This is a genomic window from Rossellomorea aquimaris (genome assembly GCF_020171925.1).
Lineage (GTDB): Bacteria > Bacillota > Bacilli > Bacillales > Bacillaceae_B > Rossellomorea > Rossellomorea aquimaris_F.
In genome coordinates, this window is sequence record NZ_JAIVAR010000001.1 from 528,992 (window position 1) to 546,512 (window position 17,521).

The 17,521-nt window shown below is 43.6% G+C and carries 20 protein-coding genes and 2 riboswitches; of the genes, 1 reads left to right on the plus strand and 19 read right to left on the minus strand.

Features of this window, described 5'->3' with window-relative positions:
- Positions 1–73 precede the first annotated feature (73 nt).
- From LCM10_RS02610 to LCM10_RS02690, 17 genes are all read right to left on the minus strand, one after another.
- On the minus strand, positions 74–1,363 hold the full coding sequence (locus LCM10_RS02610) for a nucleobase:cation symporter-2 family protein (protein ID WP_224874433.1): 1,290 nt from the start codon (positions 1,361–1,363) through the stop codon (positions 74–76).
- Positions 1,360–1,959, minus strand: a complete 600-nt coding sequence (locus LCM10_RS02615; RefSeq protein WP_224874435.1) for a xanthine phosphoribosyltransferase — start codon at positions 1,957–1,959, stop codon at positions 1,360–1,362. Before LCM10_RS02615 ends, LCM10_RS02610 begins: the two co-directional genes overlap by 4 nt.
- Before the next feature lie 132 nt (positions 1,960–2,091).
- A riboswitch (purine riboswitch) is annotated at positions 2,092–2,193 on the minus strand.
- 87 nt (positions 2,194–2,280) lie between these two features.
- Positions 2,281–3,411, minus strand: coding sequence for an MBL fold metallo-hydrolase (locus tag LCM10_RS02620; protein ID WP_224874436.1), 1,131 nt, complete (start codon positions 3,409–3,411; stop codon positions 2,281–2,283).
- Between the two features lie 291 nt (positions 3,412–3,702).
- Entirely contained in the window at positions 3,703–5,085 is a 1,383-nt protein-coding gene (locus LCM10_RS02625; protein WP_224874438.1) for an L-cystine transporter, read from the minus strand.
- Between the two features lie 137 nt (positions 5,086–5,222).
- Positions 5,223–6,242: a thiazole biosynthesis adenylyltransferase ThiF gene (locus LCM10_RS02630; protein ID WP_224874440.1), complete on the minus strand. Its 1,020-nt coding sequence runs from the start codon at positions 6,240–6,242 to the stop codon at positions 5,223–5,225.
- Positions 6,242–7,006, minus strand: a complete 765-nt coding sequence (locus LCM10_RS02635; RefSeq protein ID WP_224874441.1) for a thiazole synthase — start codon at positions 7,004–7,006, stop codon at positions 6,242–6,244. Before LCM10_RS02635 ends, LCM10_RS02630 begins: the two co-directional genes overlap by 1 nt.
- A gap of 1 nt (position 7,007) precedes the next feature.
- On the minus strand, positions 7,008–7,211 hold the full coding sequence (thiS, locus tag LCM10_RS02640; protein WP_224874442.1) for a sulfur carrier protein ThiS: 204 nt from the start codon (positions 7,209–7,211) through the stop codon (positions 7,008–7,010).
- Entirely contained in the window at positions 7,195–8,316 is a 1,122-nt protein-coding gene (thiO, locus tag LCM10_RS02645; protein WP_224874443.1) for a glycine oxidase ThiO, read from the minus strand. Before thiO ends, thiS begins: the two co-directional genes overlap by 17 nt.
- Complete coding sequence (locus LCM10_RS02650; RefSeq protein ID WP_224874444.1) at positions 8,313–8,927, minus strand: thiamine phosphate synthase; 615 nt, start codon at positions 8,925–8,927, stop codon at positions 8,313–8,315. The genes thiO and LCM10_RS02650 overlap by 4 nt, the downstream gene beginning before the upstream one ends.
- A gap of 12 nt (positions 8,928–8,939) precedes the next feature.
- Positions 8,940–9,743, minus strand: a complete 804-nt coding sequence (locus LCM10_RS02655; RefSeq protein WP_224874445.1) for an energy-coupling factor transporter transmembrane component T family protein — start codon at positions 9,741–9,743, stop codon at positions 8,940–8,942.
- Positions 9,740–11,176: an ABC transporter ATP-binding protein gene (locus LCM10_RS02660; protein ID WP_224874446.1), complete on the minus strand. Its 1,437-nt coding sequence runs from the start codon at positions 11,174–11,176 to the stop codon at positions 9,740–9,742. Before LCM10_RS02660 ends, LCM10_RS02655 begins: the two co-directional genes overlap by 4 nt.
- A 12-nt stretch (positions 11,177–11,188) precedes the next feature.
- Entirely contained in the window at positions 11,189–11,767 is a 579-nt protein-coding gene (locus tag LCM10_RS02665; protein WP_224874448.1) for an ECF transporter S component, read from the minus strand.
- Position 11,768: 1 nt separating this feature from the next.
- Positions 11,769–12,470 (minus strand): thiaminase II, encoded by a 702-nt coding sequence (tenA, locus tag LCM10_RS02670; RefSeq protein ID WP_224874450.1) that lies wholly within the window; start codon positions 12,468–12,470, stop codon positions 11,769–11,771.
- A 114-nt stretch (positions 12,471–12,584) separates the two neighbouring features.
- Positions 12,585–12,691, minus strand: a riboswitch (TPP riboswitch).
- A 129-nt stretch (positions 12,692–12,820) separates the two neighbouring features.
- Positions 12,821–13,420, minus strand: coding sequence for a response regulator transcription factor (locus tag LCM10_RS02675; protein ID WP_224874451.1), 600 nt, complete (start codon positions 13,418–13,420; stop codon positions 12,821–12,823).
- A gap of 1 nt (position 13,421) precedes the next feature.
- Complete coding sequence (locus tag LCM10_RS02680) at positions 13,422–14,555, minus strand: sensor histidine kinase (protein ID WP_224874453.1); 1,134 nt, start codon at positions 14,553–14,555, stop codon at positions 13,422–13,424.
- A 110-nt stretch (positions 14,556–14,665) separates the two neighbouring features.
- Positions 14,666–14,863, minus strand: coding sequence for a hypothetical protein (locus LCM10_RS02685; protein ID WP_224874455.1), 198 nt, complete (start codon positions 14,861–14,863; stop codon positions 14,666–14,668).
- Between the two features lie 448 nt (positions 14,864–15,311).
- Positions 15,312–15,596 carry a DUF6509 family protein gene (locus LCM10_RS02690; protein WP_224874457.1) on the minus strand — a complete coding sequence of 95 codons (285 nt, stop codon included), beginning with the start codon at positions 15,594–15,596 and terminating at the stop codon, positions 15,312–15,314.
- A gap of 147 nt (positions 15,597–15,743) precedes the next feature.
- Here LCM10_RS02690 and LCM10_RS02695 point away from each other — a divergent pair, with 147 nt between their 5' ends.
- The gene (locus tag LCM10_RS02695) at positions 15,744–16,043 is read left to right on the plus strand and encodes a hypothetical protein (RefSeq protein ID WP_224874460.1); all 300 of its coding nucleotides are present in this window, start codon (positions 15,744–15,746) and stop codon (positions 16,041–16,043) included.
- A gap of 48 nt (positions 16,044–16,091) precedes the next feature.
- Here the strand turns inward: LCM10_RS02695 and LCM10_RS02700 are convergent, their stop codons facing one another.
- A complete protein-coding gene (locus LCM10_RS02700; RefSeq protein ID WP_224874462.1) occupies positions 16,092–16,556 on the minus strand; it encodes a branched-chain amino acid aminotransferase in 465 nt (154 codons plus the stop codon).
- Between the two features lie 28 nt (positions 16,557–16,584).
- The gene (locus LCM10_RS02705; RefSeq protein ID WP_224874464.1) at positions 16,585–17,346 is read right to left on the minus strand and encodes an exodeoxyribonuclease III; all 762 of its coding nucleotides are present in this window, start codon (positions 17,344–17,346) and stop codon (positions 16,585–16,587) included.
- Positions 17,347–17,521 lie beyond the last annotated feature (175 nt).

Sequence of the window (17,521 nt, forward strand, 5' to 3'; positions counted from 1 at the left end):
ATAGGTAGTTAGTCTCATTTTTTATAGATAAAAAACTAGCCCAAGCATGCTAGGGCTAGTTTTTATGCTTCCTCTATGAAGCCTTCCGTTCTTCAATAATGAGTCGTTGTTCCTTTTTCCTTGCAATATTGAAAAAGATATTCAACATAATCGCTGTCAGACTTCCTGCTACAATGCCATTATCAGTAAGGATTCTTACGCTGGAGGGCATTTGGGCAAATAATTCTGGAACCGCTGTGACCCCAAGCCCCATTCCGATTGAACAGGCAATGATCAAAAGATTTTCCTGGGAAGAAAAATCAACAGAGCTGAGCATTTTGATTCCATATGCGATGACCATTCCGAACATGGCGACCATCGCACCTCCTAGAACAGGTGAAGGGATGATGGTGGTCATCGCGCCGATCTTCGGTACCAGACCGAGAATGACTAAGAAAAGCCCTGTTAAATAGATGATTTGATTTTTCTTGACCCCAGAAAGTTGGATCAACCCCACATTCTGAGAATAGGTGGTATAAGGAAAGGCATTAAAAATACCTCCAAGAACGATCGCCAGGCCTTCTGCACGGTAGCCTCTTGCCAGATCTTTTTCATCCACCTTCTTTTTACAAATATCCGCTAATGCAAAGTACACACCTGTCGATTCGACAAGGCTAACCATTGCTACCAAGATCATTGTCAATATGGCGGAAAGCTCAAATGTCGGCATGCCGAAGTGAAAAATACTTGGCATATGGAACCATCCGGCGTTTGCTACTTCACTCACATTCACCATTCCCATAAAGGATGCAGCGACAGTTCCGATGACCAACCCGGCCAAAATGGAAACCGAACGGATGAAGCCGGTGAAAAACTTATATAGAACCAAAATGATCAAAAGGGTAGCGAATGCCAAGGAAAGATTCGTCAACGATCCAAAATCTGCACTTCCTTGACCGCCTGCCATATTATTCATGGCAACAGGAATCAGAGTGATCCCAATGATGGTCACAACCGAACCTGTAACGACTGGTGGGAAGAAACGAACAAGTTTTCCAAAGTATTGACTGATTAGTACAACGAATACCCCAGATACGAGGATAGATCCATAGATTGCAGAAATACCATACTGTCCACCGATGCTAATCATCGGACCAACGGCAGTGAACGTGCATCCCAGCACAACGGGAAGGCCAATTCCGAAGAAACGATTCTTCCAGACTTGGAGTATGGTTGCGATTCCGCACATGAATATATCGATCGAAATCAGGTAAGTGAGTTCTTCACCAGATAATCCCAGTGCACCGCCTACAATCAAGGGTACGATGACTGCACCCGCATACATGGCAAGTACATGTTGAAGTCCTAAGGATACGTTTTTCATGAATGGTTCACCCCCGCTGTTGCCTCTTCTTTATATGTAATGCGACCATTTTTCAACGAATGGAGTTCTGCCAATGACTCGACCCGGAACCCTTTTTGTCGAAGGATCTCCCCTCCGTCTTGAAAGGACTTTTCAATGACGATTCCAATCCCCGCAACCTCTGCCCCTGCTTGTTCGGCCAAGTCGATCAACCCCAATGCAGCCTGCCCATTTGCTAAAAAATCATCAATGATGAGGACGCGATCCCCTGTTTGTATGTATTGACTTGAAATAGAGATCGTATTTTCTTCCCGCTTCGTGAAAGAATAGACCTTTGATGTGATCAGACCGTCCGACTGGGTGAGGGACTTTTTCTTCCGTGCAAAGACCATTGGGATTCCAAGTTTCAGTGAAGTCATCAATGCCGGGGCAATACCTGATGATTCAATGGTCAATACTTTTGTGATTGACTGATCCTTGAATCTTTTGGAGAATTCCTCCCCGATTGCATCCATCAGTTGAGGATCTACCCCGTGATTTAAAAATGAATCGACCTTTAGTACGGAATCTGATAAAACGACTCCTTCTTCCCGGATTTTTTGCTGTAGTAATTTCATAAGCTATACTCCTTTCAGATAGTGCACTCATAGAAATAAAAAAAACCTAAAGACCATCGCACTCAATTAACTGAGTGAACAATGATCTTCAGGTAATGTGTCTAAGGCAAAAAAATCGGCCAAAAAAAACCATGCAATCGATCGCTCACCCATAGTCGGATGATTGACGGTCATCCGGTAGAAACTTGCAGGCCATATCCCCGCGATTATATGAGTGAATGTATTTGATTACCGTTAGTATATCGGTTGAAGGAGTGGTTGTAAAGGAAAAATACAAACATTATAATATTTTTTTGTAGTTTTGTTCGTGTTTTACGATCTCTATTTAATGGCACAACGGTTTGGACCAATCTCCATTTCACGTTGTTCATCCTCATTAGGATAAATCTTACCCATATTCGTTTTTCTGATTTCCTGATAGGCGTTTGGCTGAGGAGGTAGGTTTTCACTGACCGCCTTCCTGAATTCATCTTCATCCTCGATGTTCAAGCCGTGATTTTCCTTATACAATACTCCAAGCTTTTCAGCGACACTACCATCTTCATTCATTTCCTTGATCGTCATGAAATGAGCTGGAAGGACAATCAGTTCCGCCCCTAATGATTTGTACGTTGAATACAAAGTGTTCCTTAAATCATCCGCCCAATCCCCCGCTTTACCAGCAAGATCTGGTCGTCCTATGGAATCAATAAACAGAATATCACCCGTCAATAAATAAGAATCATCAACGATTAGCGACGTGCTTCCTATCGTGTGCCCTGGTGTGTAGATAGGCTGGAGGGAAATAACAGAATGCCCGATTTCGATATCTTTGCCTTCTTCAAGAGGGGTGTAATCAAATGTCACTTCTTTTGCATCACGTGGTGGAAGATAGTAATCGGCACCAACTGATTCTGCCAGTTGCCTGCCTCCTGAAATATGATCGGCATGAAGATGGGTGTCAATCAATGCCTTGATACTTACCCCTTTTTGCTTTGCGAACTCTTTAAAGACATCCGTCATCCTCGTTGTATCGACTATCGCAGCTTCTCCATTTGATTCAATGAAGTAGGATAAGCAGCCTTTTCCGATTCGGACAAATTGGTAAATCGATCCCCCGTCTTTAAGATCCCCTACCTTGATCGGCTCTAAATGCTCACTCCATGCTTGCATCCCTCCCTCGATGGAATATACATCTTCATATCCGTGATCTGCAATCTGATCCGCCACTTTTTTTGACGAGTTTCCTTTAGAACAAATAACATAAATAGGTTCATTCTTTGGTAAATGGTCAACAATCGGGTCGATGCCCTCCATCAATTCGGTATAGGGGGTATTGAATACCTCGACCGACTTTCCTTCAACCTTCCAATCATCGAAGTCCCCCTTTTTTCGGACATCGAGAATAAAGGCTTTTTGGTTACGTATGACTTTTTGAGCTATTTCTTTTATGGATATTGATTTTGCAGGCATGTGAAAACCTCCTTAGTGCTAAACTTTCTTGAAGTATTGAAAGGGAATTATTTTAATCGTTAAAAACGACGCTATGATTGTTGGTTGGAGCGGAAGGTGCTTACCACTGCTGAAAGCGATCCCCTGAAGCTCCAATCAACCCCGTCTTACTTATGCGACAACAATGGTTACGAAAACAGCCTAAAATAAAGATAGGGAATGCATACACGAAGTAGCATTCCCTATCTTTATTTACTGTATTAATGTGCTTTATTGAGTGATCCTTTTACAAATATTCAACAGCATATGGCTTTATTCTTCTGGAATATCATTTGATTGGTATAAAGCGGTATCCAATTCACCGGTCACTTTACTTGTGATGAGGCCTGAAGTCATGGCTCCGCTCACATTGAGTGCGGTGCGCCCCATATCAATCAGTGGCTCAACGGATATCAACAATCCTGCGAGAGCAATCGGCAGGTCCATGGCAGATAATACGAGGATGGCGGCAAATGTGGCTCCTCCTCCGACCCCTGCTACGCCAAATGAAGAAATGGCGACAACGAGAATAAGTGTCAGGATGAATGAAGGAGTCAACGGATCGATCCCTACAGTCGGTGCGATCATGACTGCCAGCATGGCTGGATAAATTCCCGCGCATCCGTTCTGACCGATTGAAAGCCCGAATGACCCTGAGAAGTTGGCAATCCCTTCTGATACACCCAGCTTTTTCGTCTGGGTTTGGATATTCAGTGGCAACGTACCGGCACTTGATCTGGAAGTGAAAGCGAAAGTGAGAACCGGCAGCACCTTTTTCAGGTATGTCATCGGGTTTAAGCCTGAAAGGGTCAACATCAATAAATGAATTGCAAGCATGATCAGCAGGGCCACATAAGAGGCTCCGACAAATTTGCCCAGTTTCAAGATGGCGTCGAAATCGCTCAGCGCAACTGTTTTAGCCATGATGGCGAATACCCCGAACGGCGTCAGTCTTAAGACCAGCGTCACCACCCGCATGACGACAGCATAGATGGAATCGACAATACGTTTGAACATGCTAGCACCATCCGGTTCCTTTCGCTGGACCCCAAGGTATGCGATTCCTATGAATGTTGCAAAGATGACGATGGCAATCGTGGAAGTGGCACGCTGCCCGGTGAAATCATAGAACGGATTCGCAGGAAGTAGTTCAATGATCTTCTGCGGATAGCTCTGACCTTCCATGGCGGCTGCGCGCTCCTCCAATTGCACACCTCTTGCAGCTTCACTATCACCTTGATCAATCTGGATCGCTTCCAAGTCGAATGCTGCAGTCGCAGCGATGCCTACTGCAGCCGCGACTGCGGTCGTACCCACCAACAGGCCAAGGATTAAAACAGATATTTTACCAAGATTGTGGGATTGTTTAAGCTTGGTAAAGGCAGAGATGATCGAAACGAACACGAGTGGCATCACAATCATTTGAAGAAGCTTTATATAGCCGCTTCCGACGATGTTGTACCATTCAATCGATTGAAGTAAATTCTCATCACCCGCATCATACAGCCACTGTAGAAAGAGCCCGAATACAATACCGAGTCCAAGCGCCGTGAACACTCTTTTTGAAAACGAAATCTTCTTTTTTTGCAAATGAATTAAAACACCAATAAGAACAAGAAACATCAGAAGATTCACCAACACAACCCAAATGTCCATTAATAAAACCTCCTTTTCCTTGATGAATTGACTTGCTAGCCAAAGGCTTAGTGTATAGTATGAGGCGCATGAACAAGATATGATGAATGAAGCCCGTCCCACTGCGTTTTTTTGAGTGGGACGGGCTTCATATTGAGTCAGCTGAAATAACGATGGTAGAGTGACTTGGCTTCTTTGATGTCCTTTGTACCATGGATCAGTGCGCGCCCGTCCTTGAAAAGGACAATCCGGTGATTTCCTGTCTGACATGAGAGAAGGTATGGATTTTTTTCTACCCTGTCCATATGATTTCTCAGATGGTTAGCCATGTGATCAAGATTTATTTCCCCTCGATGGCGAGGACGGATCTGGACTGCATCCCGTCCGCATAAAACCGCCGTTTTGAGCTGGTTTTCGAACTGAAGATATGGGTATTTCGGCTCCTCTCCACACGAGGGACAATTCGATTTCTTCATTCTGCTGACGTTTATCGCACTGTATTCGTTCTTCCAGACATCAAATGAAACCAATGTTTGACGGACTGCGTTCATGTCCCCTATCAATATCTTCATTGCCTCCGAAACTTGGTGGGATACCACCATCATTACAGCTGGTGAAATGATTCCAGTGCTGTCACAGGTCATGGAAACCGAAGGGATACTTTCGAACAGACAGTTCAAACAAGGTGTTCTTCCTGGGATGAATGTATAGGTAATCCCATAACTGCCGGCACAGGCTCCGTAGATCCATGGAATCCCTTTTTTCAGCGCAGCGTCATTGATCATCAGTCTGATATCAAAATTATCGGTGGCATCAATGATTAGATCGGCATCATTCGAAAGCTTCAGTAAATCATTTGGCTCGACATCCAGTATGTGTGTTTCGACGTTCACTTCCGAGTTGATTTCACTCAACCGCTTTTTTGCTGCGGCCGCTTTCGGAATCCGTTCGAGTGCATCCTTCTCTGTATAAAGCTGCTGCCTTTGCAGATTGCTCCATTCCACATAGTCGCGGTCTGCAATCGTCAGTTTCCCAACACCAGCCCTGATAAGCGCTTCTGCACTACCTGTTCCTAATGCGCCAGCGCCAATGATGAGCACATGCTTTCTAGAAAGAGCAAGTTGCCCACCCTTCCCGATTGGAGGGAATAATTCTTGTCTTGAATAACGGTCGTTCATCACCCGACGATTCCATCCATCGGACTGCTTGCTGTTGCAACGATTCGTTTAGGTATCCGTCCGGCTTCATATCCCATCCGACCTGCTCTTATTGCGAGCTTCATTGCCCCCGCCATTCCGACGGGATCTCCTGCAGAGGATACCGCCGTGTTCAATAGGACACCATCCGCCCCAAGTTCCATGCAAAGGGCCGCATCCGCGGGGGACCCGATGCCTGCATCGACAATTACCGGCACATTTGATTGTTCAATAATGAAGCGTAAGTTGACTGGATTGAGGATCCCTTGTCCTGAACCGATCGGCGAGGCTCCAGGCATGATGGCGTGGGCACCTACTTCCTGAAGTCTTCTAGCGAGGACAACATCATCCGATGTATAAGGAAGGACCGTAAATCCTTCTTTCACAAGTTCCTCTGTCGCTTTCAACGTTTCAACCGGATCAGGTAAGAGCGTTCTCTCACACCCTATGACTTCCACCTTGATCATGTCACACAAACCGGAAGCCCTTGCCAGCTTTGCATGCCTCACCGCTTCTGAAGCTGTTTTTGCCCCGGCTGTGTTCGGAAGTAGGGTATATGCTTCCAAATTGAGCTGCTCCAATAAATTCGGCTGACTTTCTTCAAAAATATTCATCCTTCTGACCGTAAACGTAAGGATTTCTGCTTCGGATTCTTCCACTGCTCGTTTTTGTGTTTCAAAATCAGGATACTTACCTGTTCCAAGGAGTAACCTCGATTGAAAGTTGTGGTTTCCTATTTTTAACATCTTAACCGCCTCCTACAAAATGAACGAATTCGATTGAATCATTTTCTTTGATTTTAGTTGTATCATAGTTCCCTTTTTCCATGATTTCACCATTCACTTCCGCTATGAGGATCCGATCACTCAACGAGTAGTGATTGATAAGATCGCTGATTGTCAGAAGTTCTTCGGGAACCTGTACAAGCTTTCCATTAAGCCTTACTTTCATTTATCCACACCCCTTTTTGTTTACGTTCTGGTTTCAACGACTGAGGTATGTCTTTTCCATCCATCAAATCAGCCATCATCATCCCGGTGATTGGAGCAAGCAATATTCCATTACGGTAATGCCCGGTAGCGACGGATAATCCCCTCCACCCATGCACTCGTCCCATTTGTGGATAAACATCGTCCGTCTTTGGACGTACTCCAGCCCACGCCTTTTCCCATTTTGCGTCGGACAGTTGTGGAAACAGTGTGAGCGCTTCATTCATCAGGCTGTTCATTCCTTTAAGCGTAACACTAGTATCGTACGTATACGGATGTTCCGTTGCACCGACCAACAATCGATTACCCGGCTTTGGTACTAGATAGCAACCCTCTGTAAAGATTGTCCTTTCTATGAGCGGATGATCAAACACGACCGAAAAGCATTCTCCCTTAACAGGGTGGCCGTCAAGATGGATCCCTGCAGCCGACAATAATTCGCTGCTCCATGCACCGCAAGCAATAATGGTCTCATCCGAGTAAAATGTTTCGTGCTCTGTTTTAATGCCGATGCATGCATCACCTTCGTAAAGGATGTTGGTGACTTTTGAAAACTCGATCATTTCTACCCCAAGGCACATTGCCGCTTTTGCCAGGGAAAGGGTGAAATTTCGGGCAGATACATTTCCATCTTTATAAGCATGGAGTGCTCCCCGGTGTTCCTTTTCCAAACAGGGCTCAAGCCTTGCTACATCTGCTTCGGTTAGCCACTCAACATCTTCACTAAATGTCAGGACAGACTGTAATGCTTTTAATTCCCCTTCCGAAAAAGCAAGTTTAAGCATCCCATTTTGATTAAATTCAATGTCAATCCCGCTAATTTCCCTTAGTTCTTCAGAGAGGGAAGGGAACATATCCCTGCTTTTAGCCGCAAGCTTATATAAACCAATTTCATTTCCAAGCTCGGTATGGACACCGAGCATACCGGCAGCAGCAGACGATGCCTTGTCGCCGATTGAATCTTTCTCCAATAGGAGCACCCGTTTAGTACGGTTAGCAAGTTGATAGGCAATGGAGCTTCCAATCACTCCGCCGCCTACAATGATGACATCATAGTGCCTTCTCAATGAACTCCCTCCCTATCCAGTTGTTCTCGATATGCCTTTGCCGAGCGTACTGGATCATCTGCTAGAAAAACCCCTGATAGTACGGCAATACCAGCTGCTCCAGTAGAGAGGATCCCCGTTACATGCTCGGGCTTGATGCCGCCGATTCCGATGACTGGAACAGTGACGACATTGACCAACTCTTCCAATTTCTCAAGTCCCACTCCCGGTTTTCCTACCTTTGAAGCAGTCGTGAATACGTTTCCATATATGAGGAAATCGGCACCGCTTTTCACTAAGGACACGGCTTCTTCCTTTGAGTGTATGGAAGCACCGATAAGAAGCTCGTGAAATGCTCTTTTGGTCTCGCAAACGTTCAAACTGCTATGTGTAAGTTGAGCACCCGCCGTCCTAAAGACGGCGGCAACATCCACTCTGTCATTGACGAGTATCTTATTTGCTGGGAATCCTGTATCCTTCAATCCTCTTACAAGAGAAGCGACTTCACGTGCAGTTCGATTCTTTTCTCTAATATGCAGAAAGTCGATATAGGGGTTGATTGAACGTGCAATCCGTATGACTTCTTCTTTCGTCTGTTGACCAGACGTAATAGCATGAAATTGCTTCTTCATATTAATCTCTCCCTACACTCCATAACGCACATCCCCAACAGGAAAGACCGGGTATGTACTTGAAGCAATGTAACTGATGATGAGCATCATGATTATCATCAATATAAATAAAGCATCATACCTTGAATAGGTAATCGTGTAGAAAAAGGTCCGATCGCGGCTCCCGGAAAAGCGTTTCGCCTCCATGGCAACTGCAATCCGGTGGGCCTTCCTGATACTCTGTGCCAGGAGTGGGAGAGCAAATGATCGGAAAGTGATCATCTTTCCGAGAATGCCCTTTCCTTTGTTCAATCCCCTCACGACCATTGCGTTACGAATGGTGATGAACTCCTCAGCCATGATCGGGAGTAGCCTGAACCCTGCCATGAAGCTGTATGCATACGTTGGTTTCAGCTTTAGTTGCTGCATCAACGAATAAAACAGCATCACAGGTCGGGTGGTAAGCGTGAATAATAATCCTGATAGGCCAAATAGCAATGCCCGGAACCCTATATGGAGGCCACGATAAAAACTTTCTTCTGTAACTTGGATCAGTCCCCACTTGATCCAGATAATATCTCCTTTACCAAATAAGATCATGGAAGATGAACTCGATACGAACACAAGGATAAAGGGAACCAAAAGTAAGGATTTTACTTTAGCCACATAGCCGGAAAAACACCAAAATGCTGCGAAGACAATCACACTTAAATAAACGAGTATATTCAACTGATGGACCAGTAATATCACGATGAACAGGAGTAACATGGTCATCAATTTAATGCTGGGATTCACTTTATGCACCCATGTTTCCTTTGAAGCAACATGTAAGTTCACTGCATCACCCCTTTCAAAACCGAGGGAAACTGCACTACCTCATCTTTGACTAAAACGCCTTCCTCAATCGTCCATATCCGATTAGAAAAAAAACGGGCAATATTTCCATCATGCGTCACCATAAAGATCGTTGAACCTTCGTCTTGTAGCTCCTTCATCATGTTTAACAGTTGAAATGTATTGGCGGCATCCTGTCCGAAAGTGGGTTCATCCAGTAAGATGAATTCAGGACGCTGGATCGTTGAAGCAGCAACGCTCAACCTTCGCTTTTGGCCCATTGATAATTGATACGGATGCTTATGTTCAAGATGATCTAGTCGAAATCGTTTTAGCACTTCATTCACTCTACCGTCCACCATATCAACGCTCAGTTTTTTTTGCCTGAGACTAAAGGCGACTTCTTCATAGACGGTATTTGCTACGAATTGAAACTCTGGATTTTGAAAGACAAACGTGCAATGATCAAGCGCTTTTTGTTTGGTCGCTTGTTTACCGAATAATTCATACTTCCCCGATGTTTTGATCAGTTGCATCAAGGCGTGGAGCAGTGTCGACTTACCTGCTCCATTACGTCCCACGATGGAAATCCATTCACCTTTATTTATAGAAGCGTTATTTACACGTATCTTTGCTTCTTTTCCTATGAATCCCTTGAAGCCATGTAGTTCCAGTGCGCGCTCATCAGATGCATCACGATGTAGATAAGGAGTTGAATCCAAATACTCATCCCATGCCCCCGGATACCAAACCCCATCTTCTTTGATGATTTCTTTATAGCTCTTTAAAACTTCTTCAGTGGGGCCATCCGCAAGTATTTCTCCATCCCGGTTGAAAAGGATGATCCGATCGACTAGCTCAATCACATGATCAAGCTTATGTTCGATGATGACCACCGTTTTATCATGGCAGCTCCGCTTGATTGTCTCCCAAATATCTTTCGTTCCAACCTCATCCACCAATGCGGTCGGTTCATCGAGGAACAAGGTGTCGGGATCAAGCGCTAAAACCGCTGCAATGGCAAGTCTTTGCTTCATGCCACCTGACAGTCGGGAGATCTTTGTATGGGGATCAATCATCTGCAACCCTACTACTTCAAGTAGCTCTTGGATCCTTCCTTCCATATGTTCTCTCGGCACATTCAAGTTCTCAAGTACAAACGCGATTTCCTCATCAACATAAGGCATGCAGAATTGTGCATCCGGGTCCTGAAATACATACCCGTATGAAGAAGGGTATGTAATGGATGATACCTTCATCGGGACTTCATACGAATGGGGGATTAGTCCTGCCATGACGTTTAGCAATGTTGATTTACCACAACCGGAAGGTCCAAGGAGCAAGACTTTCTCTCCTTTTTCTATGGAGAGGGAAAGATCCTTGAACAATAACGTCTTATCACCGGAAAATGTCAATCTCAGATTTTCAATCTTCACGTAGCTTCACACCTATCTGTCAAGAACTTCATAATCTTCCTTATCAGCTGGTCTTACTAGGTTTGTAACACCTGTTTGCTCCAAAGCCTTCACCAGGTAAAAAGCTCCGACACCAGAAATCAATACAGCGCCTATTAATCTGGCACATAAAAATAAAACGAGATTCCATGTCGCAAGGTCACCTATATAGCCTTTGTAGAAATCCATCAGGATGGATCCAATCGCAGACATCACTGCTGCAATAGAAATGATGGTCATGCTGTTTTTCTTATATCCTGTAGCGAAAAACACAGCTTCGGCAAATAATCCTTGTACGACACCGAATAATAAGACCTCAAGCCCCCATTCCGATCCCATCAGGAACTCCCCGGAAGAAGCGGCGATTTCTGCCAGCAGTGCCACACCCGGCTTGCGGATGATCAGGAATGCCACCGTAGCGGCCATGAACCACATGCCGTATATAAGTTGGTCTGCATGAATTCCGAGCGGCTTCAGCATATTGTAAAGTGGCCCCCACATTTTATAAATGACACCGAATCCAATCGAGATGATGACCGTTACCAGTACATCTGTTAATTTAAGCTTTGTCATATCAATTACCCGCTTTCCCTGAAAATTGTAGGAGGTGATCTTCAAACGGCCATTTCTCATGGGAATAGGCCATTTCCCAAAATTGAAGCTCATACATACTGCTTATGGTAAACAGCTCTTTCATACGATCTCTTTCTTCATCAGTCGCTTTTTCAGCCAATTTGTCCAAACGGTTTATTTGTTCTTTAACCAGTTCACCGAACCATTCTCCACCGTAAGCAGCAATCCATTCACGGTATATCGGTTCTTCCGGGGAACAACATTTCAACCTTTCGCCGACTTCGTGGTACAGCCAGTAGCAGGGAAGGATTGCAGCAATGATTTCACCAAGTCCACCGAACTGCGCTGCCCTGTACATATGGGAAGTATAAGCATAGGCAGTAGGAGCGGGCTTGAACCTCTTCCTTTCCTCGGGCGTGATCCCAAGCTTCAGGGAAAATGTTTCATGAAGGGACATCTCAGCTTCATTTGTCCCCTGGGCATGGGCGGCCATTCTACTCGTAGTATGTATGTCGGGTGCTTTGGCTGCGCCAAGCGCCTGGACTCTTGAGAAGTGTGACAAATAGTACGCATCCTGAAGCACATAGTACCGGAATTTTTCCAATGGGAGCGAACCGTCCCCGATTCCTTTGACAAAAGGATGCAGGAAGCTCGCCTCCCAAATGTCACTTACAATTTGTCTCAATTCTGTTGAAAATGTCATGTTCATCTCCCCATTCCATGACGATCCTGTACTGGGGAACAAAAAAACCACTTTCCATGTCGCAAAAAGCGAATGGAAAGTGGTTTGAAAAGGCAGTACACCAAAAAAACATCGTACATTCAAACACCACTTCCCTACGCTGGTATCAACCAGATCAGGTTCTAAGAGTCTTAAAGTTCACTTTAATCTCAGCCTTTTATAAGGCCCCCCTAGTGGATCGTCATATTTAATTTTGAATTCGATGTAATCGTAACATGAATAATTTTCTTGTCAATCATTTTTTTAGGATATGTTTTAGGATGTGGTCGCAAGAAACAATCGTTTTACATTTCGAACAGGCCGTTTCAACATTATTTGAACCAGCCTTTCTCTTTGGAATGCGTAATTGCCTCAATGCGATTTTTTACTTCGAGTTTATCAAAAATAGTGGAAATATAATTTCTTACTGTACCTGTTTTCAGCTGCAGTTCTTCTGCAATTTCTTTTGTGTTTTTTCCGTCCGCCACCAGTTCAAGCACTTCTTTCTCGCGGTCCGTCAATGGGTTTTCCTCACTGTACATATCATCCATCAATTCCGGTGCATAGATCCGTTTCCCTTCCATGATGCGCCGGATTGAGCTTGCAAGCTCTTCACTCGGACTGTCCTTGAGCAAATATCCTTTCACACCTGCTTTAATAGCACGCTGGAAGTATCCAGATCGTGCAAATGTAGTCAGGATGATGACTTTGCATCCTTCTCCTTTTAATTCCTCCGCTGCCTCAAGCCCGGTCTTTTCAGGCATTTCAATATCCATCATACAGATATCTGGATGGAGCTGCCTGACAAGGGTGACGGCCTCTTCCCCATTGCTTGCCTTCCCCACTACTTCCAAGTCATCCTCTAAATCAAGCAAAGAACCCAATGCACCAAGCATCATGCGCTGGTCTTCTGCAATGACAATCCGAATCACGCTATTCCCTCCCAATCTGTTTGATTACTTTAGGAACTCTCATCACCAGTGTAGTCCCTTCATCAGAGATGATTTCAAGCGTCCCGTTTACAAACTCAAGACGCTCCTCCATTCCTCTTAACCCACTTCCTTTTGATAGATCATGATCCTTATGCAAACCGACCCCATTGTCCTTTACCTTTATGGTCAGTTCATTATCGTGTTCATCGATCGTAATTTCACATGTATCAGCCCGACTATGCTTGACGACATTCGTAACCGCTTCTTTCAAACACATGCTTAAAATATTTTCAAGAAAAAGTGACGTTTGAGGTAAACCCGATGCTTCTTCGATGATCAACTCGATATCTGCAGCTTTCAGGATTTGTTTGATCCTTACGATTTCGTCTTCCAATCGGATCCCGCGCATTTGGGATACCATTGTCCGTACCTCGCTCAATGCAGTTCTCGCAGTTTGCTGCACGTCCTTCAATTCCTCTTTTGCCTGCTCGGGATCTTTGTATACCAATTTTCTCGCCAAATCACTTTTTAAGCCTATCAGGGATAGCTTCTGTCCCAATGTATCATGCAGGTCGCGTGCAATGCGCTGTCTTTCCTCTTGTTTAACAAGTTCCGAAATCCGCTTGTTGGCATCCTCGAGTTTTTCTTCGAGCCACCCCTGTTTATTGCGATTGTAAATATTGAAAGGTAGCAGGATCACACTTATCCAAATAATCAGGATGAATGGTATTTGAGAAAGGAATAAGTCTTCCTGCTCCACAAATTTATAGTTGATGGACACGGTTGTTAGCACCAGATGGATGATATAAAGCGTGAGAAATGCGATCCGGTTCTTTATATTACCGTTATAGTATGCAATATAGAATGCAAAATAAATAAAATTAAACTGTATGGTCATGGTGATGCTGATTGCTATTAAGAAAGATGTCCATAAATATACCGGCCATTCCTTGGAGAGGAAGGCAAGTCGCAAAAAAACAAAAAATAGAATCGTCAATGTGATTCCCACGATGATTTCAATCGTTGAGGAGGATTGAAAGATAAAGTAGAAAGGTAAAATGCTGATAATACTCCATATGTAAGGTGAAATGCCTGAGCTTTTCTGAAGTTTAATGATTTTTTCCGGTAACTGCACAATCGAACCCTCATTTTTTAATCATGTTTATTGTTATTTTACCATATCCATCCTGACCCATTTGCATTAAAAACGTCTGCCTAACGAAGGCGCTTTTTTAGGAATCTCAATCAATACTTCCTGTTTTGGATTGCAATTTGTTTCAGCATAAGTTCATGTGATTTTTTGATGATATCCGTCAACACATCCCCTTTATAAACCCTGCCAATCTTGGTGTTTTTCTGATAATACTCTACGATTTCATCTAATTGTCTTGCAGTCTCTTTGTCGACTCTAACGTTTAATTGAATCCGATCATTCGTGCCCATAGATGTTTAAAACCTCCGGAATTTATTGTGCTATCAAATGCTAGCATATTACTATCATGATTATAGCATACGCCATCAATGTGATATAACCCTTTTCGACAAGGTATTCTTCAGCCTTGGGGTGTGTTTTGATTCTGGAGGTGTGACGGTTCGGGCATGGAGAGTCATTTACGCGATTTTTGACTGTTTTTAGTAAGGGGTATCTTTCGTTTTGAAGATTTATCTGCCATTTCGAGCGTTTATCTGCCAAAAAAATTTTTTATCTTCCATTTTCCCAATTTATCTGCCAAAATCTCGAAATATCTGCCATTCTTCAAAATTCGACAAAAATCCACGCGCTTTCCGCGCACAACCACTGCCGCCAAATCGACAAAATCCATCACCGCCACCACGTACAAACAAAACTAAAAAAGCACCCCATCTCAAAAAGATAGAATGCTTTCAAAAGTCATCCCTCGATGGCTTCTTTACAAGATTGAAGAATCATAGCTTCTTCGTCTTCTTCCAATTCAAAGTCGAGGATCGATTCGGTATTTTTTTCAATGATTTGGTATTGAGCCAATCGTGATACTTCCTCATCTTGAACGAAGATTGCTTTAATAGATAACCCTTGTTCTGAGTAGAGTTCATCATCTTCTGGCACTTCTATAGAGAGCAGCACCTCGTAACGCTTTCCGCTTAAGATACCGGTAGGATCTTTCAACTCTTCCATTGTATGGTCGATGATCTTCATTTGAATGATAACTTCCTTTCACTTTGCATATCCCTCAATTATACACAGGTTCATCGGAAATGAAAACCTGGCGTATCCGTTTTGATGGGAACTGTCCTCATTCTTCGTTATAATGATAGGGAAAGACTGACGAAGGAGCGACAAGTGATGAATAATAAAGAGGTTGAAGAAAGAATCATATCCAACTATCAGAAAGATGAAAACATGATGATACTCGTTTTTGCTCAGTGGTGCGTAAATAACGACCTTGATCCGGCTGAAATTTACAAAAAGGCGTATCCTGATCAAGGAGCCAATCCTGCGCTTCAGCAAGGTATCGATTTGACCGTATCAAAGGAAGAGTCTGAAGAAATCCCGGACTCCACCCTGTTAGGCGTACTTTCTTTATTCGGTAATTCGGATCTGGCAATCGTCGTATCGGAAGAAATCAGTAAGCTAAAACGATAATCCCTATGTAAAGAAGCACCTCGACATCGTGATCGAGGTGCTTTTTGATTAATTCTCTTTATTCAGTTCTTGGTGAAGCTTACTAAGAAGTTCGTAAAGCGCTTCAACAGCAGTCCCGATCGTCATTGCCTCACTATATGAAGGGACATCGTTTATCGAAACATTCACATCCCACAAACCATCCTCCCCATTGAATAGGAGGTCATACGCTTTTTCCCCTTGCAGCGTATTGTCGAAAAACCCTTCTACTTGTTTTCTGTACTTTTTTTGTAACTTTAACCCGAACATCGCATCATAGTTACCGAATACATCGTCCAGTTCCAATGAAAGTCCATCGATGCCGACTTCTTCAAGTGAATCACTGTTTATGAAGATGTATTCTGTTTGATGAGATTTCAAATATGACAAAGGCTGTTCCAGGAATGAAGATGATGCATTTTGTATCAGTTCGTCCGTTTCTTTATCGCATCGTTCGACCGTCAATTCATGAACGTTCAGTTTATCATTTAACATCGTATCCCACCTATTTCATTTAAAATAATTATGATGACTCTTCCAGTTCCAAGAATACAGGACAATGATCGCTTCCCATAATGCTGGAATGAATAGCTGCTTCAGAGATCTCGGAAGACATCCGTTCGGATAAAATAAAGTAATCGATTCTCCATCCGATATTCCTTTCCCTGACTTTACTCATATAAGACCACCATGTATAGGATTCATCTTTATCAGGATATAAATACCTGAACGAATCAACAAACCCAGATTGAAGGAGAAGGGTCATTTTTCCCCGCTCGACATCTGTGAATCCGGAATTCCCTCGATTGGAACGGTCATTCTTAAGGTCGATTTCCTTATGGGCGACATTCAAGTCACCACATAAGATCACCGGCTTCATCCGATCCAATCCGATGAGGTAGTCTCTTAGTCTGTCCTCCCATTCAAGCCTATCATCCAATCTTGATAAATCCCTTTTTGAATTCGGTGTGTATACATTCACAAGGTAGAATCGATCAAACTCGAGTGTTATGATTCTTCCTTCGGGCTCCGATTCTCCCGCATCCAAATCATAGGATGCGGCTATGGGCTCGGTCTTCGTGAATATCGCTGTCCCTGAATAGCCTTTTCGTTCAGCGTAGTTCCAGTACTGGTGATACCCTGGCAAATCCAATGAGAGTTGGCCGTCTTGCATTTTCGTTTCCTGGATGCAGAAGATATCTGCGTCTACCTCTTTGAAATAATCCAGAAACCCCTTTTTCACACACGCTCTTATTCCATTTACGTTCCAAGAAACCAATTTCATCTTAGTTAGAAACTCTCCTTTATCCCATAAAATCTCTCTTAATATAGTAACATAATACCCCGGGATTCTATTATTATATTGATAAAACATCTCGAAACGAACATGTTATTCTAAGATAATATCAATTGTATACTGCAAAAAAGAAAGACATGCAAAGGCTATGCCTTGCATGTCT